29 protein-coding genes and 2 tRNA genes are annotated in these 24,900 nt (G+C 62.2%); 9 read left to right on the forward strand and 22 right to left on the reverse strand.

Features of this window, described 5'->3' with window-relative positions:
• Window positions 1-150: 150 nt before the first annotated feature.
• The 6 genes from AC6GQJ_RS12680 (at window position 151) to AC6GQJ_RS12705 (ending at window position 4,705) form a co-directional block, all read left to right on the forward strand.
• Window positions 151-1,014, forward strand: coding sequence for a LicD family protein (locus tag AC6GQJ_RS12680; protein ID WP_500768777.1), 864 nt, complete (start codon window positions 151-153; stop codon window positions 1,012-1,014).
• Window positions 1,011-1,433, forward strand: coding sequence for an adenylyltransferase/cytidyltransferase family protein (locus tag AC6GQJ_RS12685; RefSeq protein WP_500768779.1), 423 nt, complete (start codon window positions 1,011-1,013; stop codon window positions 1,431-1,433). The genes AC6GQJ_RS12680 and AC6GQJ_RS12685 overlap by 4 nt, the downstream gene beginning before the upstream one ends.
• A 96-nt stretch (window positions 1,434-1,529) precedes the next feature.
• On the forward strand, window positions 1,530-1,841 hold the full coding sequence (locus AC6GQJ_RS12690) for an ETC complex I subunit (RefSeq protein ID WP_500768781.1): 312 nt from the start codon (window positions 1,530-1,532) through the stop codon (window positions 1,839-1,841).
• Between the two features lie 251 nt (window positions 1,842-2,092).
• Window positions 2,093-3,469 (forward strand): NAD-dependent succinate-semialdehyde dehydrogenase, encoded by a 1,377-nt coding sequence (locus tag AC6GQJ_RS12695; protein ID WP_500768783.1) that lies wholly within the window; start codon window positions 2,093-2,095, stop codon window positions 3,467-3,469.
• Entirely contained in the window at window positions 3,466-4,083 is a 618-nt protein-coding gene (locus AC6GQJ_RS12700; RefSeq protein WP_500768785.1) for a glutathione S-transferase family protein, read from the forward strand. The genes AC6GQJ_RS12695 and AC6GQJ_RS12700 overlap by 4 nt, the downstream gene beginning before the upstream one ends.
• Window positions 4,084-4,102: 19 nt before the next feature.
• Complete coding sequence (locus tag AC6GQJ_RS12705; protein WP_500768787.1) at window positions 4,103-4,705, forward strand: SDR family oxidoreductase; 603 nt, start codon at window positions 4,103-4,105, stop codon at window positions 4,703-4,705.
• Between the two features lie 184 nt (window positions 4,706-4,889).
• On the opposite strand, the gene lepA is transcribed toward AC6GQJ_RS12705, so the two are convergent.
• The gene (lepA, locus tag AC6GQJ_RS12710; protein WP_500768789.1) at window positions 4,890-6,686 is read right to left on the reverse strand and encodes a translation elongation factor 4; all 1,797 of its coding nucleotides are present in this window, start codon (window positions 6,684-6,686) and stop codon (window positions 4,890-4,892) included.
• Between the two features lie 554 nt (window positions 6,687-7,240).
• Here lepA and AC6GQJ_RS12715 point away from each other — a divergent pair.
• On the forward strand, window positions 7,241-7,606 hold the full coding sequence (locus tag AC6GQJ_RS12715) for a hypothetical protein (RefSeq protein WP_500768791.1): 366 nt from the start codon (window positions 7,241-7,243) through the stop codon (window positions 7,604-7,606).
• A 31-nt stretch (window positions 7,607-7,637) separates the two neighbouring features.
• On the opposite strand, the gene AC6GQJ_RS12720 is transcribed toward AC6GQJ_RS12715, so the two are convergent.
• The 8 genes from AC6GQJ_RS12720 to AC6GQJ_RS12755 form a co-directional block, all read right to left on the reverse strand.
• On the reverse strand, window positions 7,638-8,219 hold the full coding sequence (locus AC6GQJ_RS12720) for a GNAT family N-acetyltransferase (protein ID WP_500768793.1): 582 nt from the start codon (window positions 8,217-8,219) through the stop codon (window positions 7,638-7,640).
• A complete protein-coding gene (locus tag AC6GQJ_RS12725; protein WP_500768795.1) occupies window positions 8,216-8,608 on the reverse strand; it encodes a ketosteroid isomerase-related protein in 393 nt (130 codons plus the stop codon). Before AC6GQJ_RS12725 ends, AC6GQJ_RS12720 begins: the two co-directional genes overlap by 4 nt.
• Window positions 8,608-9,075 (reverse strand): arsenate-mycothiol transferase ArsC, encoded by a 468-nt coding sequence (locus tag AC6GQJ_RS12730; protein WP_500768797.1) that lies wholly within the window; start codon window positions 9,073-9,075, stop codon window positions 8,608-8,610. The genes AC6GQJ_RS12725 and AC6GQJ_RS12730 overlap by 1 nt, the downstream gene beginning before the upstream one ends.
• Window positions 9,076-9,555: a UPF0262 family protein gene (locus AC6GQJ_RS12735; protein ID WP_500773913.1), complete on the reverse strand. Its 480-nt coding sequence runs from the start codon at window positions 9,553-9,555 to the stop codon at window positions 9,076-9,078.
• 161 nt (window positions 9,556-9,716) lie between these two features.
• The gene (gene hisD, locus AC6GQJ_RS12740) at window positions 9,717-11,018 is read right to left on the reverse strand and encodes a histidinol dehydrogenase (RefSeq protein ID WP_500773915.1); all 1,302 of its coding nucleotides are present in this window, start codon (window positions 11,016-11,018) and stop codon (window positions 9,717-9,719) included.
• Between the two features lie 117 nt (window positions 11,019-11,135).
• Entirely contained in the window at window positions 11,136-11,603 is a 468-nt protein-coding gene (locus tag AC6GQJ_RS12745) for a DUF2948 family protein (RefSeq protein WP_500768799.1), read from the reverse strand.
• A complete protein-coding gene (murA, locus tag AC6GQJ_RS12750; protein WP_500768801.1) occupies window positions 11,600-12,871 on the reverse strand; it encodes a UDP-N-acetylglucosamine 1-carboxyvinyltransferase in 1,272 nt (423 codons plus the stop codon). Before murA ends, AC6GQJ_RS12745 begins: the two co-directional genes overlap by 4 nt.
• A complete protein-coding gene (locus AC6GQJ_RS12755) occupies window positions 12,864-13,025 on the reverse strand; it encodes a hypothetical protein (protein WP_500768803.1) in 162 nt (53 codons plus the stop codon). Before AC6GQJ_RS12755 ends, murA begins: the two co-directional genes overlap by 8 nt.
• 83 nt (window positions 13,026-13,108) lie before the next feature.
• Here AC6GQJ_RS12755 and AC6GQJ_RS12760 point away from each other — a divergent pair.
• A tRNA-Thr gene (locus AC6GQJ_RS12760) sits at window positions 13,109-13,183 on the forward strand.
• A 192-nt stretch (window positions 13,184-13,375) separates the two neighbouring features.
• On the opposite strand, the gene urtE is transcribed toward AC6GQJ_RS12760, so the two are convergent.
• From urtE to AC6GQJ_RS12795, 7 genes are all read right to left on the reverse strand, one after another.
• On the reverse strand, window positions 13,376-14,083 hold the full coding sequence (urtE, locus tag AC6GQJ_RS12765; RefSeq protein ID WP_500768805.1) for an urea ABC transporter ATP-binding subunit UrtE: 708 nt from the start codon (window positions 14,081-14,083) through the stop codon (window positions 13,376-13,378).
• A complete protein-coding gene (urtD, locus tag AC6GQJ_RS12770; protein ID WP_500768807.1) occupies window positions 14,073-14,813 on the reverse strand; it encodes an urea ABC transporter ATP-binding protein UrtD in 741 nt (246 codons plus the stop codon). The genes urtE and urtD overlap by 11 nt, the downstream gene beginning before the upstream one ends.
• Window positions 14,810-16,108, reverse strand: a complete 1,299-nt coding sequence (urtC, locus tag AC6GQJ_RS12775; protein WP_500768809.1) for an urea ABC transporter permease subunit UrtC — start codon at window positions 16,106-16,108, stop codon at window positions 14,810-14,812. Before urtC ends, urtD begins: the two co-directional genes overlap by 4 nt.
• Complete coding sequence (locus AC6GQJ_RS12780) at window positions 16,105-16,581, reverse strand: GNAT family N-acetyltransferase (protein WP_500768811.1); 477 nt, start codon at window positions 16,579-16,581, stop codon at window positions 16,105-16,107. The genes urtC and AC6GQJ_RS12780 overlap by 4 nt, the downstream gene beginning before the upstream one ends.
• A gap of 3 nt (window positions 16,582-16,584) precedes the next feature.
• On the reverse strand, window positions 16,585-18,555 hold the full coding sequence (gene urtB, locus AC6GQJ_RS12785; protein ID WP_500768813.1) for an urea ABC transporter permease subunit UrtB: 1,971 nt from the start codon (window positions 18,553-18,555) through the stop codon (window positions 16,585-16,587).
• 70 nt (window positions 18,556-18,625) lie between these two features.
• Complete coding sequence (urtA, locus tag AC6GQJ_RS12790) at window positions 18,626-19,903, reverse strand: urea ABC transporter substrate-binding protein (RefSeq protein ID WP_500768815.1); 1,278 nt, start codon at window positions 19,901-19,903, stop codon at window positions 18,626-18,628.
• A 292-nt stretch (window positions 19,904-20,195) separates the two neighbouring features.
• The gene (locus tag AC6GQJ_RS12795) at window positions 20,196-20,516 is read right to left on the reverse strand and encodes a hypothetical protein (RefSeq protein WP_500768817.1); all 321 of its coding nucleotides are present in this window, start codon (window positions 20,514-20,516) and stop codon (window positions 20,196-20,198) included.
• 271 nt (window positions 20,517-20,787) lie between these two features.
• On the opposite strand from AC6GQJ_RS12795, the gene AC6GQJ_RS12800 reads away from it, so the two are divergent.
• Window positions 20,788-21,186, forward strand: a complete 399-nt coding sequence (locus AC6GQJ_RS12800) for a hypothetical protein (protein ID WP_500768819.1) — start codon at window positions 20,788-20,790, stop codon at window positions 21,184-21,186.
• 32 nt (window positions 21,187-21,218) lie between these two features.
• Here AC6GQJ_RS12800 and AC6GQJ_RS12805 read toward each other — a convergent pair.
• The 6 genes from AC6GQJ_RS12805 to AC6GQJ_RS12830 form a co-directional block, all read right to left on the reverse strand.
• Window positions 21,219-21,295, reverse strand: a tRNA-Arg gene (locus tag AC6GQJ_RS12805).
• Window positions 21,296-21,388: 93 nt separating this feature from the next.
• The gene (gene rbsD / locus AC6GQJ_RS12810; protein ID WP_500768821.1) at window positions 21,389-21,763 is read right to left on the reverse strand and encodes a D-ribose pyranase; all 375 of its coding nucleotides are present in this window, start codon (window positions 21,761-21,763) and stop codon (window positions 21,389-21,391) included.
• A 78-nt stretch (window positions 21,764-21,841) separates the two neighbouring features.
• Window positions 21,842-22,408, reverse strand: coding sequence for a PA14 domain-containing protein (locus tag AC6GQJ_RS12815; RefSeq protein WP_500768823.1), 567 nt, complete (start codon window positions 22,406-22,408; stop codon window positions 21,842-21,844).
• 117 nt (window positions 22,409-22,525) lie between these two features.
• Window positions 22,526-23,005, reverse strand: a complete 480-nt coding sequence (locus AC6GQJ_RS12820) for a class I SAM-dependent methyltransferase (RefSeq protein WP_500768825.1) — start codon at window positions 23,003-23,005, stop codon at window positions 22,526-22,528.
• Window positions 23,002-23,748, reverse strand: a complete 747-nt coding sequence (locus AC6GQJ_RS12825; RefSeq protein ID WP_500768827.1) for a polysaccharide deacetylase family protein — start codon at window positions 23,746-23,748, stop codon at window positions 23,002-23,004. Before AC6GQJ_RS12825 ends, AC6GQJ_RS12820 begins: the two co-directional genes overlap by 4 nt.
• Entirely contained in the window at window positions 23,745-24,893 is a 1,149-nt protein-coding gene (locus AC6GQJ_RS12830) for a glycosyltransferase family protein (RefSeq protein ID WP_500768829.1), read from the reverse strand. The genes AC6GQJ_RS12825 and AC6GQJ_RS12830 overlap by 4 nt, the downstream gene beginning before the upstream one ends.
• Between the last annotated feature and the right edge of the window lie 7 nt (window positions 24,894-24,900).

Below are 24,900 nucleotides of genomic sequence, written 5' to 3' on the forward strand. Positions count from 1 at the left end.
CCACATCTTAAGGTGATATCACTAGGCGGGGGGCGTTGGGCGTTGGCAGGGCGAAAATTGTATGCTGCAATTCGTGATTAAGTTGCGCGTTATAAGCAACAAATTCTGAGGCACGTTATGCAAGACCACGCGGACGTCGATTCACCCAAGGTGGATCGCGTAAAAGAGATTCATTCAATTGCTTTGGCCGAAATTCTGACCAAGTCCGGCGATTTCGATCTTTGGTACTATTTCGACGAACTTAACCGCATCAAGCGGCGACCGCTGTCCGCCACATGGCTTGAGGCGTATATCATGATATGCTGCATTGGACGTATCCGGCCCGCCAAGGTGACTGGCAACCTGAATCGTCTGCGGAACAAGCTGCCAGAGACAGAATTCCAACTCTTTGAAAAGCGCGTGCGCGATTATCTGCACCCAGTAATCTTGACCAATCACAAGTTCCGAACGAGCAGTTTTTCCCATGTCGATCAGTCTCCGATTTGGGCGCATGTTCAGGACCTGACTAAGCGGCTTGAGAAAGAGGGGTTCGAGGTATTTCTGAACTCCGGCACGTTGTTGGGAGTGACGCGGGATCAGTCCCTGATCGGTCATGACGACGATGTGGACCTTGCTGTTGTTTTGAATGCTGACAATGCTGAAACGGCTGCAAAAGAATGGAAGCGCTTGTCTGCTTATTTGCGGGAACACGATTTGTGGGACGAAGCGGCGCAAAGGTCGCCGGAAACCCATAAACTTACCCGTGCGGGTGACTTCGAGGTCGATCTGTTCCCTGCGTGGGTCAGTGACGGGCGCATGTTTGTCTATCCGCACACCTATGGCGAATTGAGTGTGGATGACGTTCTGCCCCTGACCGAATGCGCGGTGTCGCAGTGCAAGATTCCACAGGCACCAGAAAAGATGCTGGCCGTGAATTATGGCGAGGGGTGGCGCGTGCCGGACCCGCTGTTCAAGTTCCCTTGGGCCGCCGCGAATGATAATTTTTCCGAGTTTCTTGAGGAGCTTGAAAAGTGATTGCTGTTTCTGAGACGCCTCGGACCGTTCTGACCTATGGCACCTATGACCTGTTCCATGTGGGCCACGTGCGCCTTTTGCAACGGCTGAGCATGCTGGGTGACCGCCTGATCGTGGGCTGTTCGACGGACGAGTTCAACGCAGGAAAAGGCAAGGAATCTGTCATGCCCTATCTGGCGCGGCGCGAGATTCTGGAATCCTGCCGCTATGTCGACCTAGTCATTCCCGAAACACATTGGGAGCAGAAGCGCGCCGATGTGCAGACCCACGGCGTGCACGTCTTTGCCATGGGCGATGACTGGGCGGGTCACTTCGATTTCCTGTCGGACCTGTGCGAGGTCATCTATCTGCCTCGCACGCCCGACGTTTCCACCACAGAGTTGCGGTTGCGGTCGGAAGAATTGCGGCAGTGCGGCTAGGTTTTGGCCTGATTTTAGAACGATGCGGCGCGATGGCCTATTGCATCGACCGGCCAATCCTGTGTTAAAACTCCCACGATCAAACGGAGTAGTCCCATGCGCGCACGCATCTTCCAGCCCGCCCGAACCGCCATGTCTTCCGGCTCGGCCAAGACAAGACATTGGCTGCTTGAATTCGTGCCGTCCTCGGCGCGCTCGGTTGATCCGCTGATGGGCTGGACATCGTCCGATGACACGCAGGCGCAGGTGCGTCTGAAGTTCGACACCAAGGAAGAAGCAGTGGCTTACGCGGCCGATCACGGTATCGACGCCCTTGTGCAAGACCCCAACAAGCGCCGTTCGAACATCCGCCCCGGCGGGTATGGCGAGAATTTCGCGACGAACCGTCGTGGGGCGTGGACGCACTAAGCGTCTAGTACTTCCCCTATCGCTGTATGGCGGCTGTAAGGGCCGCCATCCGCGCATGTCCGCCGCTGGCGGGCAGTGCGCCAACGATCCCCCCATCTGACGCCTCTATGCGCTGCCTGACGCCGTTCCCCACGGAACGCGCAACCTTCACGCGTGCATCACGTTTGCGAGATGCGCAGGTGCTGTGGCTGATGCTCAAGGAACCCATCCCCGACCTCGCTGGTTGAACGGCTGAAACCACAGGAGTTGTCATGTCCACGATCAACACAATCAATCCCGCAACCAGCGAGACCCTTGAAACCTATCAAGTCATGTCCGAGCAGGAAGCGACTGCGAAGCTCGAGGCGGCGCATGGCGCGTTTCTTGAGTGGCGCAAGCTGTCCCATGCCGAACGCGCACCCTACCTGACCAAGATCGCAGAAAAGCTGCGCGAGAATGCCGATGAACTGGCCGCGTTGATGACTGCAGAGACCGGCAAGCGGTTGAAAGATGGGCATACCGAGGTCGAGATTTGTGCCGCCATCTTCGAATACACCGCTGAACACGGCCCATCCGTGCTGGCAGATGAGGATCGCACACACGGGCAGGACGGATCGCGCGGCGTGGTGACGTACCAGCCGATTGGCGTGATCTATTCGATCCAGCCGTGGAACTTCCCCCTGTACCAACCTGTCCGCGTGCTGGCGGCGAACCTGATGACGGGCAATGCCTGCGTGCTGAAACACGCGTCGATCTGCACAGGGTCGGGCATGCGCCTGCGCGAGCTGTGTATCGAGGCGGGTCTGCCCGAGGATTTGTTTCAGGTCATCGTGATTGATCACGACACAAGCGATGCGCTCATTGAACATGAACTGGTGCGCGGCGTTACCATGACGGGCAGCGACGGTGCCGGGCGCCACGTGGGCGCTGCGGCGGCTAAGGCGCTGAAGAAATCCGTGCTGGAGCTGGGATCGAACGACGCCTACCTCGTGCTGGAAGACGCCGACATTGAAACGGCGGTGAAATATTCGGTCATGGGGCGGCTGTATAACAACGGCGAAACCTGCGTGTCGGCCAAACGCTTTGTCGTGACGGAAAAGGTCTATGACGCGTTCGTGTCGGCCTTTGTCGAGCAGATGGAAGCGATCACGCTGGGCGATCCGACGGACGAGAATACCCAGCTTGGGCCACTGTCGAGCGATGAGCAGCTTGAGACTGTCAAGGAGCAGGTAGAGCAGAGTGTGGCCAAGGGGGCCAAGGCGCTGTGCGGGGGGCAGGTGCCCGACCGCACGGGGGCATATTACCCCGCTACGGTGCTGGTCGATGTGACCCCTGGTATGCCCGCCTATGACGACGAGATCTTTGGCCCCGTGGCGGCGGTGATCCGCGCCAAGGACAACGAGGATGCAATGCGTATCGCCAATGATAGCCGGTATGGCCTGGGCGGCGGCATCTTCTGCAAGGACGAGGAACACGCGCTGAAGCTGGCCCGCGATTATTTCGATACGGGTATGGTGCGCATCAACTCATTTGGGGCGGCCGATCCGAACATGCCATTCGGCGGTGTGAAGGATTCCGGTTACGGGCGCGAGCATGGCGGTTTCGGGATGAAGGAATTTGCCAACGCCAAGGCGATTTTCCTGCCATGATTGTTCTGCATGCCCTGAAATACTCCCGTGCCACACGGGTGCTGTGGCTTTTGGCCGATCTTGGCCAGCCCTGCACCCGTGTGGACTATGACCGGACAGAGGCCTTTCGTGCGCCCGAGACGCTGCAAAAGGTGCATCCGCTGGGCAAGTCGCCTGTGATCGAGGATGAGGGCGAGATGATTGCCGAGAGTGGCACCATCCTGCGCTATCTGGCGGCGAAGTATGGTGACGACAGTCACACGCCGCCCAAGGGCACGGCGGCGTATTGGCGGCACGAGACGCTGTTTGACTATGTCGAGGCGTCCTTGGCCGAGGTGGCGTTGCAGGCCATCCGCCCTGCCTTTGCAGGCAAGCCGGTGCCGCAGGATGCGAAGGCCGCGCTGGACAAACATCTGGATTATCTGACCACCAGCATCGGGGAAGGCCCGCTGCTGTTCGGGGACAAGGTAACGCTGGCGGACATTCAACTGTCCTACATCATCGCGGTGCTAGACCGCTGCGAATTGCTGGCCGACCACCCGAAACTCGGTGCCTATTGGGACGCGCTACAACGGCAGTCCGGCTATGAAGCTGCGACAAAAGCCGTCGGTCCCATGGCACCTCCATCAAGCTAACCTACTGAAAGGACACGATATGCATAAGAAGATTTTGATCGCCGGCGCCACTGGTAAAACCGGCCAAATCCTGACTAAGACCCTGCAAGACCAAGGGGAAAACGTGATTGCGCTGGTGCGCGAAAGCTCGGACACGAGCGCGCTGCCCGAGGGCACGTCGCTGCGCCAAGGGGATCTGACCGATCTGCCGTCGGACGTGTGTGAAGGCGTGGATACGGTAATTTTCGCCGCTGGGTCTGGCGGTTCGACAGGGCCGGAAATGACCGACAAGGTGGATCGCGACGGGGCGATTTCCCTTGTGGATCATGCGCGCAAGGCGGGCGTTGAACGCTTTGTCATGCTGAGCACTGTGGGCGCGGACCAGTCCGACCCGTCGGGTGAGATTGCGCATTATCTGAAGGCCAAGCATGAGGCGGACGAGCACCTGAAAGCGTCCGGTCTGCCCTATGCGATCTTGCGGCCTGTCGCGCTGACCGATGAGGGGCGCAGCGCGGATGTGATCCTTGGCGATGACGTGGACAAGTCGGCCAAGGCGAGCCGTGCGGACGTGGCATCGGTGCTGGCGCAAGCCGCAACGACCGGTAACATGGACGGTCAGGCGCTAGACATGCAGTCCGCCTAAGCGTGACGAAAAAGAGATTGGAGCGTGGCAGAGATTTCTGCCCGCTTCGACCCGGTGTTGGTGCGCACTGTCGCACGAACAAATAAAAGTCGGTCTGCGCCAGTATGACAGACGCAGCTTTCCAAAGATTTAATGACAGGACCTGCGCGGCTGTAAACGCGCACGAACGGTCGAAAACGGACGGTTACCCGTCCATTTTCAGGGCAGAGATGAACGCCTCTTGCGGGATGTCGACCTTGCCGAACTGGCGCATCTTCTTCTTACCCGCCTTCTGCTTGTCCAGCAGCTTGCGTTTCCGCGTGGCGTCGCCGCCGTAGCATTTCGCGGTCACGTCCTTGCGCATGGCCGATAGGGTTTCGCGTGCGATAACCTTGCCGCCGATGGCCGCTTGGATCGGGATTTTGAACATGTGGCGCGGGATCAGATCCTTGAGCTTTTCCACCATGGCGCGGCCCCGCATTTCGGCGCGGTCGCGGTGCACCATCATCGACAGCGCATCCACGGGTTCATCGTTCACAAGGATCGACATCTTGACGAGGTTATCCTCGCGGTAGCCCGTCAGTTGGTAGTCAAAGGACGCATAGCCCTTGGTCACCGATTTCAGGCGGTCGTAGAAGTCGAAGACCACTTCGTTCAACGGCAGGTCATAGACCGTCATCGCGCGCGAACCTGCATAGGTCAGATCCATCTGGATGCCGCGCCGTTCCTGACACAGTTTCAGCACGTCACCCAAGTAGTCATCGGGCACAAGGATCGTCGCCTTGATGCGCGGTTCTTCGAGGTGGTCCACCACGGAAAGGTCGGGCATGTCGGCGGGGTTGTGCAGTTCGGTCATCGTGCCGTCACGCATGTAGACGTGATAGACAACCGACGGCGCGGTGGTGATGAGTTCGATGTTGTATTCACGTTCGATCCGGTCGCGGATCACCTCTAGGTGCAGCAGCCCGAGGAAGCCGCAGCGGAAGCCGAAGCCCAGCGCGGCGGAGGTTTCCATCTCGAAGCTGAACGAGGCGTCGTTGAGGGCAAGCTTGTCGATGGCCTCGCGCATGTCCTCGAATTCTGCCGAGTCCACGGGGAAAAGGCCACAGAAGACAACGGGTTGCGCGGGTTTGAAGCCGGGCAGGGGCGTGACCTCTTTGCGTTCGTGGGTGATGGTGTCACCGACGCGGGTGTCGCGGACCTGTTTGATGCTGGCGGTCAGAAACCCGATCTCGCCGGGGCCGAGGCTGTCGACCACCTGCATGGCGGGGCGGAACACGCCGATGCGGTCCACGTGGTGCACGGTGCCGTTGGAGACAAATTTGACCCGCTCGCCCTTTTTCAGACGTCCGTCGATGATGCGGACAAGGACGATCACGCCGAGATAGCTGTCGTACCATGAATCGACCAGCATCGCCTTCAGGGGCGCGTCCTCGGTCCCTTGGGGGGCGGGCAGGTGTTGGACAATCGCCTCGAGCGTTTCGGCAATGCCGACGCCGGTCTTGGCCGAGACCCGGATCGCGCCGGACGCGTCGATGCCGATCACGTCTTCGATCTGTTCGGCCACGCGGTCGCAATCGGCGGCGGGCAGGTCGATCTTGTTCAGGACGGGCACGATTTCGTGGTCGGCGTCGATGGCGTGGTACACGTTCGCCAGTGTCTGCGCTTCGACCCCTTGGGAGGCGTCAACCACCAGCAAAGAGCCTTCGACCGCGCGCATGGAGCGGGAGACCTCGTAAGCAAAGTCGACGTGACCGGGGGTGTCGATCAGGTTGAGCACATAGTCCTCACCGTTTTGCGCGGTGTAGTTGATGCGGACGGTCTGGGCCTTGATGGTGATGCCGCGCTCGCGCTCGATATCCATGGAGTCCAGAAGCTGCGCCTTCATGTCCCGTTCGGACACGGTGTTGGTCGACTGGATCAGCCGGTCGGCCAGCGTGGATTTCCCGTGGTCGATATGCGCGACGATCGAGAAATTGCGGATATGTGAGAGTGGTGTCATGGGATGGATATGTAGCGGATTTGGGGGTTGGTCAATGGCCCGCGATGCCCTGCGACGCAACGCACGCTGGGGTGTGGGGGACATGCCGCGCGATTCGGGGGTTAACGCCCGTGAAACAGGGGGAATCGGGTATGCACAGGCCGTACACAGCGCGTGCACAGGCTGTACACCGCAGATGCACGGTTGGCGGGGTTAACGCAGCGTGCGCGGGTATTCGTTAACGGAGGGTGAATGGGCGCTGGGAAGTGTGGTGTTGCCTGCCTTGGCGCTGGGCGTGAAACCACTGCCAGTTCCGCGATTCGCCTGTGCGGTTTTGTCGAAACATGCGCCCGCGTCGTGGGGGCGCGTCGGGTCCTGGCCGCGCTTTGCCGTCTGCCATGTCGGCGCGGTTCACAGCGCGATGATCCAAGAAAAAGCCAAACGCTGAATGATCACAGGTTCGCCAGACGGGTGATGTGGGCGCGCTGCGCGATTGCCTCAACCCGAAAAATCCGGCATAGTCCGTGCCAGAGCGGGCCAACCCGCCACATTCAGGCAGAGTAGAGAGTTCATCCATGAACGCAGTCAAACTTGCAGTTGCGGCCTGTGCCGCCCTTACCCTTGCGGCCTGTTCCGGCAGTGGCACGCGCTATTCCAGCGCCAGTGCGGTGCGCGGTCCGGCCTCTGTCCAGTTCGCCTCGGGCCCGATTTACAGCGCCTGTCTGAAGTCCGATCGCAAGCAGGCCAGTCGTGCGCGCTGTGGCTGTGTGCAGGCGGTGGCGGACCAGTCGCTCGTGTTCTCAGACCAGCGTCGCGGCGCGGGGTTCTTTTCGGACCCGCATCAGGCACAGGTTGTGCGCCAGTCGGACCGCTCCAGCGACGAGCTGTTCTGGAAGCGCTGGAAAGAATACAGCGACACCGCCGCACAGATGTGCACCTGATCGTGCGGGCCTGAGGGGGCAACCATTGGGCCTATAGCGCGCGCGCCCAGAATTGCAGACGCTTTTGCGTGGGCGCGTCCTGATCCACGTCTTTCCATTCGAACTCTGCCACGACGCCGTGCAGCCGTTCATACCCGCGCTTTTGCCAGAACGGTTCAAGCGGCTGGTAGGCGCTGGGCCGGAGCGGGTGGTCGAGGTCGCGGATCACCGCGGCAAAGCATATGCGCGTGAAACCGTGGCTGCGGGCGAATGCCTCGCGGTGGTCAAAGAACGCATTGCCGATGCCGCGCCCGCGATAGCGCGGCAACAGCACGCTTTCCCCGCAATAGAAGGTCGCGGCGATGTCGATGTCGGTGCCGTCAAAGGCTTGGGCAAAGCCGTCGGCATGTTCCGCCAGCGGCGCGGCAGTCGACGCCCCCACCAGCCAGTCGCCGTCATAGACAGCGACCAGTATGGCGCGCGGGCTTTGCGCATAGGCTTGCAGGTATTCGCGCTCGTAATCGAGCGTGCCGTCATAAAGATAGGGCCAGTCGCGGAATACCGAGATGCGCAGCCGCGCCACATCGTCCAGCGCGTCGGCAAGGTCGGCGCCGGTCAGGGTTTCGATCCTCATGCCGAGACTTGCCGCACCCAGTCCGCCAGATTGTAATAGGTGGTCACGCGCGAAATCAGCCCGTCCCTCAGGTCGAAAAACGACCCCGCCGGCAGGGTATAGGTCTGGCCACGCGCCTCGGGCAGGCCCGCCTCGGTGGCCAGATAGGTGCCGTTCACCACATATTCGGCGGCGGCGCGGTTGCCTGTGGGGTCCGACAGGATCACCATGTCGGTCAGTTCCTCGCGGTAACAGCGGGTCATGTGGTCGCAGAACTCGGCAAACAGGGCGTGGCCCGTGCGCACCTGCCCCTCGTTCACGTGATGGGCCACGTCGGGCGTCAGGCAGGCAAGCATCGCCTTGGTGTCACCGGCGTTGAACGCCTCGAAATATGTGCGCACTATATCCATCAGCTGTCCTCGTCCTTATGTGCCGGTCCCCACCGATCCGTCAGGCGGGTGATGATCTGGTCGCGGGCCGAGCGATAGCTTTCCAGCTTGGCCTCGCGGGTTTCGCCAAGGCCTGTGGGATCAAGGATCGGCCAGTATTCCACATCCAGATGGTAAAAGCGGGTCAGTTCCAGCGCGCGTCGCTGGCTGGCGGGCGACAGCGCCACCACCAGATCGAACGAGGACAGGTCGTCGCCCCATTGCTCCATCTCGTCAAAGCTGCGCGACCGGTGGCGGCTCAGCTCGACACCGAGTTCCTGACAGACCGCGATGGAAAAGCCGTCAATCTCCAGATCGTTCTTGACCCCGACCGACTGGACATAGGTGCCTTGGCCGTAAAACTTCTTCATGATCCCCTCGGCCATGGGGGACCGTACCGCATTGTGATCGCAGCAAAACAGAACAGATTGCGGCAAGGAATGGGTCATTTATCCGCCAAAATGCAGAACACAGATCAGGGTGAACAGGCGGCGGGCCGTGTCGGTGTCGATCTCGGCCTTGCCGGCCAGACGCTCTTGCAGCACCCGACTGCCCTCGTTGTGGATACCGCGGCGGGCCATGTCGATGGTTTCGATCTGGCTGGGGGGCAGTTTCTTGACTGCCTCGAAATAGCTTTCGCAAATCTGGAAATAGTCTTTGACCACCTGCCGGAACGGTCCCAGCGACAGATGGAACTCCGCTGCTGTCTCGGCACTTTCCGTGGTCACATCAAACACCAGACGTTTGTCGCGGATCGACAGGCCAAGGTTATAGGGCCCTTCGGCCACGCGCCGTCCGTCCCGCACAGGCAGGACAAAGGTGTTCTCTTCCAGCAGATCAAAAATCGCCACCTTGCGCTCCTGCTCGATCTCGGGGGTCGGTGCGGGCAGGTTGGCGTCATCAAGAGTGATATTGGCGATACGTGTCATGGGCATCTGGATCAGTTGCAAAAGGCGGATCAGAAATGCTTAGGCGAGCCCCCGCCGCAACACAATGGGCACAGGGGCTTTTACGTCGCGGCCCCTGCCGCTTCTCTGTTCCAAAAAAATCCCGGGGGACGCGCCGTAAGGCGCGGGGGGCTGGCCCCCGCTTAACCGTTCAGCTTGCGCAGGCGGGCGGTCACGGACAGGCCGTGCGCCTCTAGGCTTTCTGACGCGGCCAGCCGTTCGGCACCGGGGCCGATGGCGCGCAGGGCGTCGGGGGTCATCTTGGCCAGTGTTGTACGTTTCACAAAATCCATCACCGACAGGCCAGATGAGAACCGCGCCGAGCGGGCGGTGGGCAGCACGTGGTTGGGGCCGCCGATATAGTCGCCAATCGCTTCGGGCGTCCATTGACCAAGGAAGATCGCGCCCGCATGGGTGATATTGGCCGCCAGCGCGTCGGGGTCGGCGACGCAGAGTTCAAGATGTTCCGGCGCGATGCGGTCGGACAGGGCTGCCGCGACCTCCAGCGATGGCACGGTGATGATCGCGCCGAAATCGCGCCAGCTTGCGCCCGCGATGGCGCGGCGTTCCAGTGTTTCCAGCCGCGTCTCGACCGCTTCGGCCACGGCGCGGCCAAAGGCGGGGTCGGTGGTGATCAGCAGGCTTTGCGCGCTTTCGTCATGTTCGGCTTGGCTCAGCAGGTCCAGCGCGATCCAGTCGGGATCGTTGTCGCCATCGGCGATGACCAGAATTTCGGACGGCCCTGCAATCATGTCGATGCCGACCTTGCCGAACACCCGCCGTTTTGCCGCCGCGACAAAGGCGTTGCCCGGTCCGGTGATCTTGTCCACGGGGGCGATGGTGTCGGTGCCATAGGCCAGCGCGGCAATCGCCTGCGCCCCGCCGATGCGATAGATTTCATCGACGCCCGAGATTTTCGCCGCCAGCAGCACCAGCGGGTTCAGCACCCCGTCCGGTGTGGGCACGGTGATGGCCAGACGCTCGACCCCTGCCACCTTGGCCGGAATCGCGTTCATCAGCACGGAGGACGGATAGCTCGCCAACCCGCCCGGCACGTAAAGGCCCGCTGCCGACACCGGCGTCCAGCGCCAGCCGAGCGTTGCGCCCGCCGCGTCGGTCCAGCTGTCATCGGCAGGCATCTGGCGGGCGTGATAGGCGGCGATCCGGTCTGCGGCCAGTTCCAGCGCGGCGCGGTCCTGCGCATCCACCTGCGCGATGGCGGCGTCCACTTCCGCTGCGGTGATGCGCAGGGTGTCGGGGGTCAGGGTGATGCGGTCGAACCGTTCGGTCAACGCGATCACGGCGGCATCGCCCTGCGTGCGCACTTGCGCGATGATGTCGGCCACCACCGCGTCCACATCGGGGCTGTCCTCGCGCTTGGCGTTCAGCAGGGCGGTGAACTGCGCTTCGAAATCGGGCGCGGCGTGGTCAAGGAATTGGGGCATCATCTCATCTCCGTTCAGGCGGGGACATAGCGGGGCGGGGCCGTGGTCTCAAGCCGCGCGGGGCGCAGGACGGCGCGGCAGGGGGCCATTTGCGCCCCGCCGACGCCAGAAATGCGTTCAGGTGTCGTGTTTCGGCACGGTTTTGGACGGTGCGACATAGGGGCGCGTCACGTCCTTGAGGGTCGCCTCGATCGCTTCGACCTGTAGGCGGATCGCGCCGTCACCGGCCAGCGTCAGCAGGATATCCCCCGCGCCGTCCTCGCCTGCCTCGAAGGCAATGGAGAGGATCGACAGGATCGTGTCGCTGTCATTGCGGTCGATGCCCTGACTGGCCACGCCCAGTACATTGTCAAAGGCCAGCACCGCCTGCACCCGTTCGGGGGCGTGGCGTTCGCGCCCTGCATCTTCCCAGCGGAAGCGGTTGAGCAGCAGCGCAAAGCGTCGTTGTGCGCGCACATAGGTCATTTCGGTGATGGGAAAGACGGCGTCCTGCACCAGCGACGAGATCACCTGCAGGTCGTCGGCGTCCAGCGCCCCGAGGTTGATCGGCGCTTCGCGCCCGTCTTCGAACCGTGCGTCGCTCATTCGCCCTGCACCCGTTCGATATTGGCGCCGACACCGGACAGTTTGCGCACGACCTGTTCATAGCCGCGATCAAGGTGATAGACCCGTGCGATGCGGGTTTCGCCCGTGGCCGCGAGACCGGCCAAGATCAGGCTGACCGAGGCGCGCAGATCGGTCGCCATCACGGGCGCCCCTTTCAGCTTGGCCACGCCCTTGACCGTCGCGGTGCCGCCATGCACCTCGATATCCGCGCCCATGCGCACCAGTTCGGGCGCGTGCATAAAGCGGTTTTCGAAAATCTTTTCTTCCAGCACCGAGGTGCCTTCGGCAGTGCACAGCAGCGCCATCATCTGGGCCTGAAGGTCGGTGGGGAAGCCGGGGAAAGGTTCGGTTGTCACGTCCACGGCGCGGATGGTGCCGTTCTTGCGGCTGACCTTAAGGCCTTTTTCCGTTTCCTCGACATGGATGCCTGCGGCGTCCAGTTTCTCGCAGAACGCGCCGACAAGGTCGATGCGCCCGCCCAGAAGCTCGACCTCGCCGCCGCAAATGGCGGGGGCCAGCATGTAGGTACCCAGTTCGATCCGGTCGGTGACAACGCGGTGGGTCGCGGCATGCAAGCGGTCAACGCCCTGAATGGTGATGGTCGGTGTGCCGTCCCCGTCGATCTGAGCGCCCATGGCGCGCAGGCAATCGGCAAGGTCCACGATCTCGGGTTCGCGGGCGGCGTTGTTGATCACGGTTGTGCCCTTAGCGAGGGTCGCCGCCATCATGATGTTCTCGGTCGCACCGACGCTGGCAAAGGGAAAGTCGATGACCGCACCCTTGAGCTTGCCGCCTTGGGCCTTGGCGTGCAGGTAGCCGTCGCGCAATTCGATTTCGGCCCCCATCTGCGCCAGCCCGTCGGTGTGGATGTCCATCGGACGCGCCCCGATTGCGCAGCCGCCGGGAAGGGAGACTTCGGCATGGCCTTCGCGGGCCAGCAACGGGCCCAGCACAAGGTTCGATGCGCGCATCTTGCGCACGATGTCATATTCGGCGCGGGTATTGATGGGGCCGTGGCAGGACATGACCTGTACCTGACCGTCCTGCATCGACGTGACCTCGGCCCCGAGTGATTCCAGAAGCTGGGTCATGGTGCGGATGTCGCTGAGTCGCGGCGCATTGGTCAGCGTCAGCGGCTCGTCGCTCAGCAAGGTTGCAGGCATCAGCGCAAGACACGCGTTTTTGGCCCCCGCAATCGGTATCTGCCCGTTCAGCGCGCCGCCACCGCGTACCAAAATACTATCCATTGTCCTGCTCCTTACGGGGTTCATCCGTTGTGTCCACATCCTTGCGCGCCTTGGCCTGTGCCTTGCGCCGCGCCAGATTCGCCTTCAGCGCCGCCTTGAGGCGCGCCTCGCGGTCATCTTGGGCCTTGGATCGGGGTGCGGTTTTGTCTGCCATGGTGCTTCTCTAACGCAGGGTCGCGGGGGCGTCCAGAATGGGGTTGCGCGCTGTGACGATTGTCGCTAATCACCCGCCACGATGCTGTGGTAGCTCAGTGGTAGAGCACACCCTTGGTAAGGGTGAGGTCGAGAGTTCAATCCTCTCTCACAGCACCATCCCTCTTTTGCGAACAATTCGTGCGTTGGACTTGGTGGTTTTTGTCAGGTCTCGACTTACGCGCATCCCTTCGGGCTACGCTGAGTGCGAGAGTTCAATCCATGATTCTTTTTTGGCCTACCGCCTCCGGCTACTTGAGGCCGGTTTTCTGGCCTGCCGCCGCTGCCTGATTCCCCTTGGGGCGACGGGGATCAGACGGAGACGGCGGCGAGCAGGGTGTCGCGGTCAATTTCATCCGCGCGGCCGCGCAGTTTTTCGGCGCCGCGTTCAAGCACCAGAAAATGGTCGCCCAGATCGCGGGCGAAGTCGAAATATTGCTCGACCAGCACGATTGCCATGTCGCCGCGTGCGCGCAGTTGCGCGATGACGCGGCCGATTTGCTGGATGATGTTGGGCTGGATGCCCTCGGTCGGTTCGTCCAGCAGCAGCAGTTTGGGGCGTGTCACCAAGGCGCGGGCGATGGCGAGTTGCTGTTGCTGCCCGCCGGACAGGTCGCCGCCACGGCGACCCAGAAAATCCTTGAGGATCGGGAACAGGTCGAAAATCTCGTCCGGCACGGTGCGTTCGCTGCGCGGCAGGCAGGCAAATCCGGTTTCGAGGTTCTCTCGCACGGTCAGGAAGGGGAAAATCTCGCGCCCCTGCGGGACATAGGCGACGCCCGCTTGCGCCAGAGCATGGGCCGAGGCGCGCCCGACTTCGGCACCGTCGAGCAGGTAGGTTCCGCCCGAGCGCGGATGCGTGCCCGAGATCGCCTTGAGCAGGCTGGTCTTGCCCACGCCGTTGGTGCCCATGACGCAAGTGACCTCGCCACGCCGTGCGGTCACGCTGACGCGGTTCAGGATCTGGCTGCCCCCGTAATGCAGGGTCAGATCCGAGATATTCAGAACATCATCGCCCAAGATACACCTCGATCACTTTTTCATTGGCTGTCACGTGGTCCAGCGACCCTTCGGCCAGCACGGAGCCTTCGTGCAGCACGGTCACTTTGCAGTTGAGGCGGCGGACAAATTCCATGTCGTGTTCCACCACCACCACGGCGCGGGTTTTGGCGGCCTGCACCAGAATGTCGGTCGTGTGTTCGCGTTCCGCCGGTGTCATGCCCGCGGCGGGTTCGTCCACCAGCAACAGGCGCGGATCCTGTGCCAGCAACATGCCGATTTCGAGCCATTGTTTCTGCCCGTGGCTGAGTTCGCCCGATTTGCGCGCCAACTGGTCGGTCAGGCCGATTTCGCCTGCGAGTTTCTCGACGGCGGCGTGATCCTCGGCGGCGGGGCGAAAGCGCAGGACGGCCCACGGGCTGCGGTCTTTCTTCAGCGCCATCATCAGGTTGTCCGCGACGGTCTGGTCCTCGAACACGGTGGGGCGCTGGAACTTGCGCCCGATCCCCGCTTGGGCGATCTGGCTTTCGCTCATCGACAGCAGCGAGCGCGACTTTTCCCCGAACAGCACACGGCCCTCGTCGGGCTTGGTCTTGCCGGTGACGATGTCCATGAAGGTCGTCTTGCCTGCGCCGTTGGGGCCGATCACGGCGCGCATTTCCGGTTCGCCGATCTGGAAGGACAGGTTGTTGATGGCCTTGAACCCGTCAAAGGTTTTCGAGACGCCGGAAACTTCGAGAAGGGTGCTCATGCGTCGGCCTTTCTTGCGTCGGCTTCGTTCTGGCGCAGGGCGCCGTCATCGGGGCCAAGAGGCGCGCCGTGGCGGTTGGGGGTGGGCAGTAGATCGAACAGCCCGCCGATGCCTTTGGGCGCGAACAGGGTGACGGCGACGAAGGAGAAGCCGAGCAGGACGGTCCACCAGTCCACCCAAGAGATCGTGTAGAAGCCGAGGTTGATGTCAGGCGCCTGCCCGCCGGTGAACCATGTGGACACGAGGGAAACAAAAGCCGCGCCGATCACCGCGCCATAGAGCCGTCCGCGCCCGCCGATGGCGACCCAGACCGCCAGATAGATCGAGGCGATGGGCGCGATTTCCGCCGGATTGATGATGCCCGCCTGCGGGTAATAGAGCGCGCCCGCGATGGCGGCGATCACGGCCGTCAGGGTGAAGATGGTGAGCTTGTAGGCTTCGACCGAGTAGCCGAGGAAGCGCACGCGCGCCTCGTCATCGCGGATGGCGCGGATCACCGAGCCGAACTTGCCCGACACCACCCATGCGCACAGCCCGTAGGCCAGTGCGAGTGCGAAGGCCGAGGCCCAGAGGAACCAGAGCGAAACTGCCGATTGCGGGACGCTGTCCAGTCCGGGCAGGTTTTGCAGGCCGGACAGACCGTTATTGCCGCGCAGGCCGCTGTCGTTCTGGAAAAGGTAGAGCGAGAGGGCGAGCGTCATGGCTTGGGTCAGGATCGACAGGTACACGCCGGTGACGCGGCTGCGGAAGGCGAGCCAGCCGAAGACCAGTGCCAGCAATCCGGGCACGATGACGATGGCCGCCAGTTGCAGCGGCAGGGAATGGGCAAAGGCCCAGACCGGCGGGAAGTCGGATGACCCGACCACGCCGAAGATCTGTGTGGCGATGCCTTGGGAAATCTCCGATGCGGTGGGCGGCAGGGGCGCGTTGGCGAGGCTTTGCACCACAATGAGTTCGGTGCGCGCATACATCAGCCACATGCCGATCGCGTAGCCGCCGATGCCGAAGAACGCCATGTGACCGAGCGAGAGGATACCGCAATAGCCCCAGACCAGGTCCATCGCCAGCGCCACCATGCACAGGCACAGGGTCTTGCCCAGAGTTTTGACAAAGCTGGTAGAGATCACGCCGATGCCGAACCCTTCGGCCAGCACTGTGACGATCAGGGTGAACAGCGCGAGGCTGGCGATGAACACCAGTACTGAGGGATGGCGCGAGAGGAAGCTGCGGGACCGGGGGCCAGCCCCCGGACCCCCGGGATTTTTCCGGAACAGAGAAGGGGCGGTGTCGGTCATTGCATTTCCTCGGGGGTGTTCAGGGCGAGGGCGTAGAACGTGCTGTGCGGGTCGGTGACGTAATCGCCGAACGGGGGGCAGGGGGTGAAGCCGGCGCGTTCATACAGGGTGCGGGCGGGGGCAAAGGCGTCCACTGTGCCGGTTTCAAGCTGAAGCTTGGTGAGGGTGCGGCGGCGGGCCTCGTCGATGATTTCTGTCAGGATCAGTTGGGCGACACCTTGCCCGCGATGGCTGGCGGCGGTGTGCATGGATTTGACCTCGCCCTCTGATCCGGTGACGCGCAGCGCGCCGACGCCTGCGGTTTCACCGTCCTTTGTGGCGATCCAGACTAGCAGGTCGCGGTCTTGCGCCATCGTGTCGGGCGGCAGGAAGTGACAGCTTTCTTCGGGGCTGGTCGCCGCGCAGAAGGCGGCGTGCGCCATGAGCAGGGGGCGCAGGCGCGCATCGTCCCCTGTGGTGCGTTCGATCTGCATGACTCAGGCCTCGGCTGCGCGGCCCTTGAGGGCGATGATGCCGCGGGGGCGGAACTGGATGAACAGGATGATGAAGAGGATCATGTAGGTCTGAGCCGCCAGCGTGTTGGACGGGTTCAGCCATTCGATGCCTTTTTGCATCGAACCGACCATGGCCGCGCCCAACAGCGTGCCCCAGATGTTGCCGACGCCGCCCACGACCACGGTCATGAAGGATTGCACGATATAGTCGCTGCCCATTTCGGAGGTGACCTTGGCATAGAGGCCGATGGCGACACCTGCGATGCCCGCGATGCCGGAGCCGAAGCCGAAGGTGAGCATGTTGATACGGTCGGGGTTGATGCCCATCGAGGACGCCATACGCGGGTTTTGTGTGACAGCGCGCACTTCGAGGCCGAGGCGGGTGCGGTTCATGACCAGCAGGAAAAGAGCGAGGAAGACAAGTGCGAGGATGAAGATTGCGATGCGGATATAACTGATCGACACGATGTCGTTGATCGCCATCGACCCATCGAGCCATGCGGGCGCGGTCAGGGGGCGGGCTTGGGTGCCGAAGATGTTCTTGGCCAGTTGTTGCAGCGCGATGGAGACACCGAACGTGGCCAGCAAAGTTTCGAGCGGGCGGTGATAGAGCCAGCGGATGACCAAACGCTCCATCGCGACACCGGCGGCAAAGGTCACGGCGAAGGCGAGCGGAATGGCCAACAGGATCGACAGGGTGTGATCGGGCACAAAGAGTTGCACTACGTAGCCCGTATAGGCCCCCATCATGATGAATTCGCCATGGGCCATGTTGATGACGCCCATGACGCCAAAAGTGATCGCCAGCCCGATGGCGGCGAGGAAGTAGATCGAGGCGAGCGAGATCGCATCAAGCGCAAGATCGGCGGTCTGGTTCAGGGCAACGGCGGTTTCGATATCGCCCAGCACCTGCGCGGCAGCACGCGCCACAGTGGGCGGGGCGCCGACAAAAACTTCGAAAAACTGGTAGGCCGCAAGGGCCGTGTCGATCTGTTCGGAGGTCGCGGCAGGTTCTGCGCGTCCCTGTTCGACCAAAGTGGCAAAGGCGGCATTGCGCGCCTTGTCGGTGGTGAGGCTGGCGACCTGTACGCCTGCGACTGTGGTGCCTTCGATGTTGCTGATCAATGCGTCGCGCACCCCGCTGGCTGGGATCAGCGGCGGCGCGAGGTCGGCCTCCACCAGCAGGGCGTAAGCCTCGGTTTTGGGCAACCCGTCATCGCCGGGCGACAGGGTGCGCAGCACGTCGGCTGTGTCGGGCACGGTTGGGGCCACCCTGATAAGGGTGGTGGCCAGCGGGTTCAGCGCGGCGCGGGCATCCACGCCGAGATCCCCCTTGAAGTAGGAAATCGCCTCGATCTTTTCGGCGTCCGTGTCGCCGTAGCCGATGGTCAGCAACCGTTCGATCCGTGCCATGCGGGCGGCGATGGCTGGGTCTTTCTCGGCGCTGAGCGCGCTGCGCAGGGCGGGCAGGTGACTGTCCTTGGGATCGCGCGAGATCGCGTCGAGCGCGGTCAGGCGCACGGCCGCATCGGGATCGGAAAGCTGGAATTTGACCAGACCTGCCGCGATCAGGCCGCGCACGCCGCTGTTGGGTTTGAGTTGCGTATAGTCGTCATCCAGCACCAGCCCCAGATCGTGGCCGTCGGCAACATCGAAGATGTGCAACGTGTCGCGGTCGATTTCTTCGGCAAAGACGAAGAGGCCGGTGGCGTTATCCTGCCAGACCTCTTTGGCCTGCCAGCGTTCGAGCACGGTCTGGGCGGCGGGCAACCCGCTGTCGGTCAGTGCATCAATCGCGGTCTGGATGGTGCGGCGTGACGCTTTGGCCAGCGTGTCGGCATGGGCCTGCATGACCTGCTGGATCGGGGCGTCGGCATTCGGCGTGTTGGAGTGGTGGGCATCCGCGCGCCAGGCAAAGGCCAGGCACAGGATGAGGAGGAGGAATTTTTGCATATATCACCGCTTGGCTGTGGATCGGGGGGCCGTTGCCCGCCCCCCGACATGTCAGAGTGATCCGGTGGGATCAGTAGTTCGACTTGATCTGGACGCAGCTTTCGGTCTCGGTGTTGTACATACCGCAGCCGAGCTCTTTCCAATCCGACTTGAGAACCGCCGATTCAGGCAGGAAGTCTGTCCATGCATCGCCGGGAACTTCGGAGGTCTGGCTGATGATGTCGAACTGGCCGTCTTCCTGAATTTCGCCGATCAGGACAGGTTTGGCCAAGTGGTGGTTGGGCAGCATGACCGCCGTACCGCCGGTGAGGTTCGGGAACTCCTGACCGTACATCGCCGTGCGGACCGCATCCACATCTGTGGTGCCTGCCGCCGTGGCCGCGTTCACCCACATGTTGAAGCCGATATAGTGGGCCTCCATCGGGTCGTTGGTCACGCGCTCTTCGCCCATGCGGGCCTTCCACGCGGTGATCCATTCGGCGTTGGCGTCGGTGTCGGCGGACTGGAAGTAGTTCCACGCGGCGAGGTGGCCGACGAGGTTCGAGGTGTCCAGACCGGCGAGTTCTTCTTCGCCAACCGAGAAGGCGACGACAGGAATGTCATCCGCCGAGATACCCGCAGCGGCCAGTTCCTTGTAGAAACCCACGTTCGCGTCGCCGTTGATGGTCGAGATCACGCCGACCTTTTTGCCATCCGCGCCAAGGGCGACCACGTCGGCCACGATCTTGGACCAGTCGGAGTGACCGAAGGGCGTGTAGTTCACAAAGATGTCTTCGGCGGCGATGCCTTTGTCCTTGAGGTAGCTTTCAAGGATGTTGTTCGTTGTGCGCGGATAGACATAGTCGGTGCCGAGCAGGGCGAATTTTTCGACGCCGAGTTCTTCAAGGAAATAATCGGTTGCGGGGATCGCCTGCTGGTTCGGGGCAGCACCGGTGTAGAACACGTTTTTAGAGGACTCTTCGCCCTCGTATTGGACGGGATAGAACAGCAGGCCGTTCAGTTCCTCGATCACGGGCAGGACAGATTTACGCGATACCGATGTCCAGTTGCCAAAGATCACGTCGACCTCGTGCACGGTCAGCAGTTCGCGGGCTTTTTCCGCAAACAGCGGCCAGTCCGACGCTGGGTCGACCACCACGGCCTCAAGCTCGCAGCCGAGAACGCCACCAGCGGCGTTTTGCTGTTCGACCAGCATTTCCATTGTGTCTTTCAAAGTGGTTTCTGAAATTGCCATTGTGCCGGACAGCGAGTGCAACACACCCACTTTGATCGGGCAGTCCTGAGCGATAGCTGGGGCCACGGATGCCAGCAGCGCAGCAGCGGTGGTTCCAAGAAGGGTCTTTTTCATTGCGTTTCCTCTAGCGCAGTGCGCAGGGGGATTGCGAAAATGGGCCAAAGCCCACATATCACCCATGCGCTTTCAAATAGGCGCGTGCGGTGGTGTTCAGGGTTGCAAGTCTAACACTGCCGCACAGCTGTTCTGGCCTGTCAGGGCCGAGGCCCATCTAGATACAGTGCGGCGACAGGACCGAGTCTTGGTCGTGTATTGCTTGTGCAATCAACCTGCTGTGATTAATTATTGAGCGGCGCGCGCGAAATCTGCCGCGAAATTAGGCGAAATTTACGGGGTTTTTGCGGTTTTATCCGTCGAGCAGCATGGTTTTACAGATTTGTACATCTGTCTGTGCGCGCCGTTTTGCCAGCCTTACCCTGCGCGGATCGGTCCCGAACCGTGCATCCGAGAGAATCGCCCGATGCGCCATCTTGGCTTCGATGCGGTGGTGGAGGGCCTCGGCTGCACGCTCTGCGGGAAGGATGGCGTCAAGGATCGACACGAAGCGCGCACGCTGGGATTGAAACGTGTCTGCGCGCGGATCACTGACAAGCCATGCATGTTCCATCTCGGCAGACATCCGGCCGGTGCATCCGGCGAAGGTGAGAACAAGGTCACGCTCGGCCATGCTTGGTGTGCCCAAGCTGGCGAAGAGGAGCGTAGAGGCGATTATCGTTCTTAAACTGCCCATAATATCAGCATTGCAGTTAAATTTGCGCCGCTCAAGTGTGCAGCTTGAAAACTTTGGGCGGAAAGGTCTGGGGTCACTACGCGCCGTGGGTCTGTCGCGGTTGGGGATGCGCCGTCGGTTAACGATGCAATTGCGGCTTGTGACTGCGCGGCGTCGTGCCTGCGACATCAATGATACGGGCATATTCGGTGGCAAAAACAGGCGTTTTATGGCTAGTTCGACGCTGTTGCAGAAGAATGTTGAGACTGATGTGAGCCTTATTGTCTGGGACCGGTTGGAGTCCCATCTGGCCGAATTGCTGTTCGATCAGGGGATGAATGTGCGCTGCGCGGTGCCTGTCGTGTGCCAGCGCCATCCGGATGCGTCGGTGCACCATCTGGCCTTGGCCCTCGTGTCGGTCTCTTCCGCGATGGAGGATACGTGGCCGGTGGCGGATGTGTTGAACCAGCGCAGTCTGCTGGATCTCTACCGCGCGACGGCAGCAGTGCTGGCCGATCTTTCCGCACACGGGTTGACGCGGGAAAAATGTGAAACCTGCGGCGACATCCTCGCCCACTGGTGCGCCGGACCGGAGTCGTTCTTCGATGTGTCGGGGATTTCTGGCTGACCCGAGGGGGGCGCTGGAAAAGCTGGTGAATCTGGCGATCCCGGAAGGACTCGAACCCTCAACATCCTGATTAGAAGTCAGGTGCTCTATCCAGTTGAGCTACGGGACCGCGCGGGTACGTCATGCCGCAGGCGGCGCCACAGGGCAAGTGGTGACAGTGCGCGCGGGGCGAAAACCCTGTGTGAAATGCGAGGTGGGCGGGTCAGAAAGTGACGCCGCTGACCAGTGCGATATTGGCGTATGGGGTCGCTTCGCCAGTGCGAACCACCGCCACGGCTTCGGCAGAGCGGGCTTTGAACGCTTCGTGGCTGATCTGGGTGCAGGGCAGGCGTGTGTCCATCTCGGCGCCGATGGCCTCGGCCTCTTGAGCGCGAAAGGCGGACTCAACACACAACTCGTTCAGCACGGCGTCGAGCACTTCAAGAAAACGCGGCACGCCAAGGGTCACGGCCAGATCGACGCAGGGCACACCTGCCGGCACGGGCAGGCCCGCGTCCCCGATCACCAGCATGTCGCCATGGCCCATTGTCGCGATGATCCGTGACAATTCGGCGTTCAGGATGCCGGACTTTTTCATGCGCGTTCCCCCTTAGTGGATGTGCGAACGCGCGACCCGTGCGTGGGCCGCGCGTGCGGTGTCTGATTATGGTCGGGCTTATTTGTAGCCAAACGCCTTGTTCGGCATCCATTCGGGCGAACCCTTACCGGCGCGCATCATCAGGCAGGATGTGCCGACGCGCTGGAAGTAGGTCATTTCAAGCGGATACCATCCGGCCTGTGGCACTTCGACCTGTACGGGGCGGGTACCCTGACAGGTCTGGCGACCGTCGAAATAGCCGACCTGCTGGCCGCTGATCCGCGCGTCCAGACCGTCATTGGTGTAAAAGTCGATTGTGTAGACGCCAGGGCTGTCGAATTTGACATAGCCTTTGATCTCGGCGGCGACATGTTCCACTTGGGTCGAGGTCAGCGCCTTTTCGTTCGGCGCGGTGTCGCGGTAATCCAGCCCCTTGAGGGGTTGGCCCGCCTTGCCCTTCTTGAGGTAGCGCGTCGCTTGGTTCAGGCTTTTGACGTCAAGCGGATAGGCGTATTTCACGGACAGTCCGGTTTTCAGCCCCGAAGGCTGCGGGCTGGCGGGTTTCAGTTTCAGCGGTGCGGCAAAGGCGGTCCCTGCGACGACCAGCGCGGCAGCAGCCAGCATGGCTGTTTTTAACATGTTCATTCGTAAACTCCCGTTGGATCGGTCGACTTTCGCGACCTGCATTGACGTTATCCTAAGGGGTAGCGCGCGAATATGACAACCACTGTACTGTGTGCGGGCCGTACGACGCTGCGCCAGTTATGGGGCGCGATAAAAAAGGTAGCGTTCGGGATCAATCGTGTCCGGCCCCTTGATCTGGGTAAAGCCAACCAGCGGTTGTTGCGACAGGACCAGCCCGCCCTTGGTCATCACTTTGGCGATGAACGGGCTGAGGGCGGCACCCTCGGCGACGTCCAGTTCCTTGACCCCGTGGCCGAAATCGTAATGCGCCAGCGCCATCTTGCGACCCTCATCGGTCAGGCGGGTCAGCATGTCCTGCGCCTCGCCCATCAGGAAATCCTGTTTGGGGGGGATGCAGCTGGGATGGGGTTTGAGGATGCGGTCGATAACCCAGATGCGCCGGTCGGTGATTTCCTGTCGCAGGTGGTCATAGGTGCGCCCGTTGCCCAGACCCATTTCCAGCACGTCGCCGTCGATACCCTTGATCAGGTCGGCGGCCCAGTTGATCCCGTCAATCTGCGCGGTCAGACGCCGCCGCATCGATTCCAGTCTGCTCATTCTGTCGTCTCCATCACCCAAGGGGTTGCACCGCCGTCCAGCATTTCGCGCACGAACTGTCCCGCGAAGTCCCAGATTGCGGCGCTGTGCACAAGGTGGTGTGTCAAAAGGCCAAGCGGCTCGGTCGGATCCTGCGCATCGGTGCGGCGCGCGTGCAGCAGATCGGCGGTTTGGGCGATCAGCGCGGCAGGGTCGACCAGATCGCGGGTGCCTTTCCACCAGATCGGGTCGATATGGGTGTTGATCTGGGGCAGCCCCGTGGCCGCGCGGGCGTTGCTACGGGGGCCAAAGGTGGACAGGGCAGCGTAGCCTGCGCCGTGGAGGGCATCGGTCACCTCAGCATTAATCCGGTTCCATGGCGGGACGAACATGGGTCGCAGGCGCGCACCGAACAGGGCGCGCAGGGTGGTCAGCGCGCGCTGCGGTTCTTGCAAGGCGTCGAGGCGTTCAGTCTGGAATTCGTTCTTTTTGCCGACGCCGCCGCTGTGATCCTGATGCGCCCAGCCGTGCACCACCGGTATGATCCAGTTAGGGTCACTGTCACGTGCCAGTGCGGCGGTGGCATGGGCGGGGATGACGGCAAGGTGCACGGGCAGGCCAGTGGCTGCGGCAAGGTCCGTCAGTTGTCGCAGCGCGGGCGTCGGCGCAATCGCATCATCGTCGCGCCACCACAGCGGCACGGCAACACCGTCGCGTCGGCACGCGGCAAGAGCCTGTTGAACGGGGGTCCAGTCGATGTTCATGGCCGCGCCTTTTGGTTCTGCACATGCTGGGCGTGCAGGTCGTGCACAACGCTCACGGTTTGCGCTGCGCCGTTCATCCCTTGGGTTCTGGGGGCGCGGGCGGGGGCTGTGCGAACCTTTTCGATGGCGTCGCGCATGGCCGCGCCCGACAGCGCGTCCTGACGCAGCACGGTGATCCCTGTCTGGTTGCCAAGTGCGTCGGCCCGCAGGCCCTGCTCTACCTCGCCCCCGTCATCGAAAGGCACCAACACCGCAGGCACGCCGGTTTGCAGCACATCCAGCGCGGTGTTGTAGCCGCACATGGACACCGACGCCAATGCGCCGCGCAACAGGTTGCGGAAATCGGGGCGGGGCGGCTCAACACGCATATTGGCGGGGGCAGTGGCGGCGAGGGTTGCGCGGCGATCGGCATCGCCCCCGACAAGGCACAGCCACGGGGTGTCGGGCATCAGCGCGGCGGCTTCGGTCGCGGCGGCAAAGATCGCGCTGCCCACGTCGCCGCCCCCTGCGCTGACCAGAATGGTGCCGTTGCTGTCGCCCGTGTCGTCGGGCGGGGCGGGCGCGACAAAGCCGGTGTAATGCAGGTGGGGGCGCAGCCGGTCCGTCACGGGCCAGCTTTGATCCAGCGCGACAATCTCGGCATCGGCATGGACCAGAACGCCGTCATAGAACCGCGCCACCATGTCATCGGCAAAGACAGCTTTGGACGGTTTGCCGGGCGGGGCAAGGATGTCGCGGATCGAGGACAGGACCAGCGGGCGCCGGTTTTGCCCATGGGCGGCCTCAAGCAGCGCGCGGAATTCGGCGCGCAGGATGCGACGGCCAAAGGGGAAGAGTTCGGTCACAACCACATCCGGTGCGCAGCGGGCCAGTGCCTGTGACAGCGCGTCGGTGCGGGCCTGCATATAGGCGACGTCGGCCCGCGTGTCGTCGCCGGTCAGAAGGGTAGTGAAATCGGTGCCGTTTGATCGGACCGGCGGCAATTGCACCAGCGTGATGCCTGCACTGTCGAAATGCGGCACGGGGGTGCCGCCGCTGACCACCGTTACCGCGTCACCCGCCGCAGCAAAAGCGCGGCCCAGCGTCAGCGCACGGGCCAGATGACCGGTGCCCAGCAGGTGGGTGACGACGATCATGACCCTCATCGGCGCA

This window comes from Tateyamaria sp. 7Alg 36, assembly GCF_059882455.1.

Bases quoted from the DNA above. Each gene is read 5' to 3' on its own strand.
- murA (WP_500768801.1), bottom strand. From the start codon at position 12,871: ATGGATAGTATTTTGGTACGCGGTGGCGGCGCGCTGAACGGGCAGATA.
- AC6GQJ_RS12720 (WP_500768793.1), bottom strand. From the start codon at position 8,219: ATGAGGATCGAAACCCTGACCGGCGCCGACCTTGCCGACGCGCTGGAC.
- AC6GQJ_RS12700 (WP_500768785.1), top strand. From the start codon at position 3,466: ATGATTGTTCTGCATGCCCTGAAATACTCCCGTGCCACACGGGTGCTG.
- AC6GQJ_RS12705 (WP_500768787.1), top strand. From the start codon at position 4,103: ATGCATAAGAAGATTTTGATCGCCGGCGCCACTGGTAAAACCGGCCAA.
- AC6GQJ_RS12820 (WP_500768825.1), bottom strand. From the start codon at position 23,005: ATGAGCAGACTGGAATCGATGCGGCGGCGTCTGACCGCGCAGATTGAC.
- urtA (WP_500768815.1), bottom strand. From the start codon at position 19,903: ATGAAAAAGACCCTTCTTGGAACCACCGCTGCTGCGCTGCTGGCATCC.
- urtD (WP_500768807.1), bottom strand. From the start codon at position 14,813: ATGAGCACCCTTCTCGAAGTTTCCGGCGTCTCGAAAACCTTTGACGGG.
- AC6GQJ_RS12780 (WP_500768811.1), bottom strand. From the start codon at position 16,581: ATGCAGATCGAACGCACCACAGGGGACGATGCGCGCCTGCGCCCCCTG.
- lepA (WP_500768789.1), bottom strand. From the start codon at position 6,686: ATGACACCACTCTCACATATCCGCAATTTCTCGATCGTCGCGCATATC.
- AC6GQJ_RS12715 (WP_500768791.1), top strand. From the start codon at position 7,241: ATGAACGCAGTCAAACTTGCAGTTGCGGCCTGTGCCGCCCTTACCCTT.
- AC6GQJ_RS12725 (WP_500768795.1), bottom strand. From the start codon at position 8,608: ATGGATATAGTGCGCACATATTTCGAGGCGTTCAACGCCGGTGACACC.
- AC6GQJ_RS12730 (WP_500768797.1), bottom strand. From the start codon at position 9,075: ATGACCCATTCCTTGCCGCAATCTGTTCTGTTTTGCTGCGATCACAAT.
- AC6GQJ_RS12755 (WP_500768803.1), bottom strand. From the start codon at position 13,025: ATGGCAGACAAAACCGCACCCCGATCCAAGGCCCAAGATGACCGCGAG.
- AC6GQJ_RS12830 (WP_500768829.1), bottom strand. From the start codon at position 24,893: ATGAGGGTCATGATCGTCGTCACCCACCTGCTGGGCACCGGTCATCTG.
- urtC (WP_500768809.1), bottom strand. From the start codon at position 16,108: ATGACCGACACCGCCCCTTCTCTGTTCCGGAAAAATCCCGGGGGTCCG.
- AC6GQJ_RS12800 (WP_500768819.1), top strand. From the start codon at position 20,788: ATGGCTAGTTCGACGCTGTTGCAGAAGAATGTTGAGACTGATGTGAGC.
- hisD (WP_500773915.1), bottom strand. From the start codon at position 11,018: ATGCCCCAATTCCTTGACCACGCCGCGCCCGATTTCGAAGCGCAGTTC.
- AC6GQJ_RS12825 (WP_500768827.1), bottom strand. From the start codon at position 23,748: ATGAACATCGACTGGACCCCCGTTCAACAGGCTCTTGCCGCGTGCCGA.
- AC6GQJ_RS12695 (WP_500768783.1), top strand. From the start codon at position 2,093: ATGTCCACGATCAACACAATCAATCCCGCAACCAGCGAGACCCTTGAA.
- AC6GQJ_RS12795 (WP_500768817.1), bottom strand. From the start codon at position 20,516: ATGGCCGAGCGTGACCTTGTTCTCACCTTCGCCGGATGCACCGGCCGG.
- AC6GQJ_RS12815 (WP_500768823.1), bottom strand. From the start codon at position 22,408: ATGAACATGTTAAAAACAGCCATGCTGGCTGCTGCCGCGCTGGTCGTC.
- AC6GQJ_RS12745 (WP_500768799.1), bottom strand. From the start codon at position 11,603: ATGAGCGACGCACGGTTCGAAGACGGGCGCGAAGCGCCGATCAACCTC.
- rbsD (WP_500768821.1), bottom strand. From the start codon at position 21,763: ATGAAAAAGTCCGGCATCCTGAACGCCGAATTGTCACGGATCATCGCG.
- AC6GQJ_RS12690 (WP_500768781.1), top strand. From the start codon at position 1,530: ATGCGCGCACGCATCTTCCAGCCCGCCCGAACCGCCATGTCTTCCGGC.
- AC6GQJ_RS12735 (WP_500773913.1), bottom strand. From the start codon at position 9,555: ATGACACGTATCGCCAATATCACTCTTGATGACGCCAACCTGCCCGCA.
- urtB (WP_500768813.1), bottom strand. From the start codon at position 18,555: ATGCAAAAATTCCTCCTCCTCATCCTGTGCCTGGCCTTTGCCTGGCGC.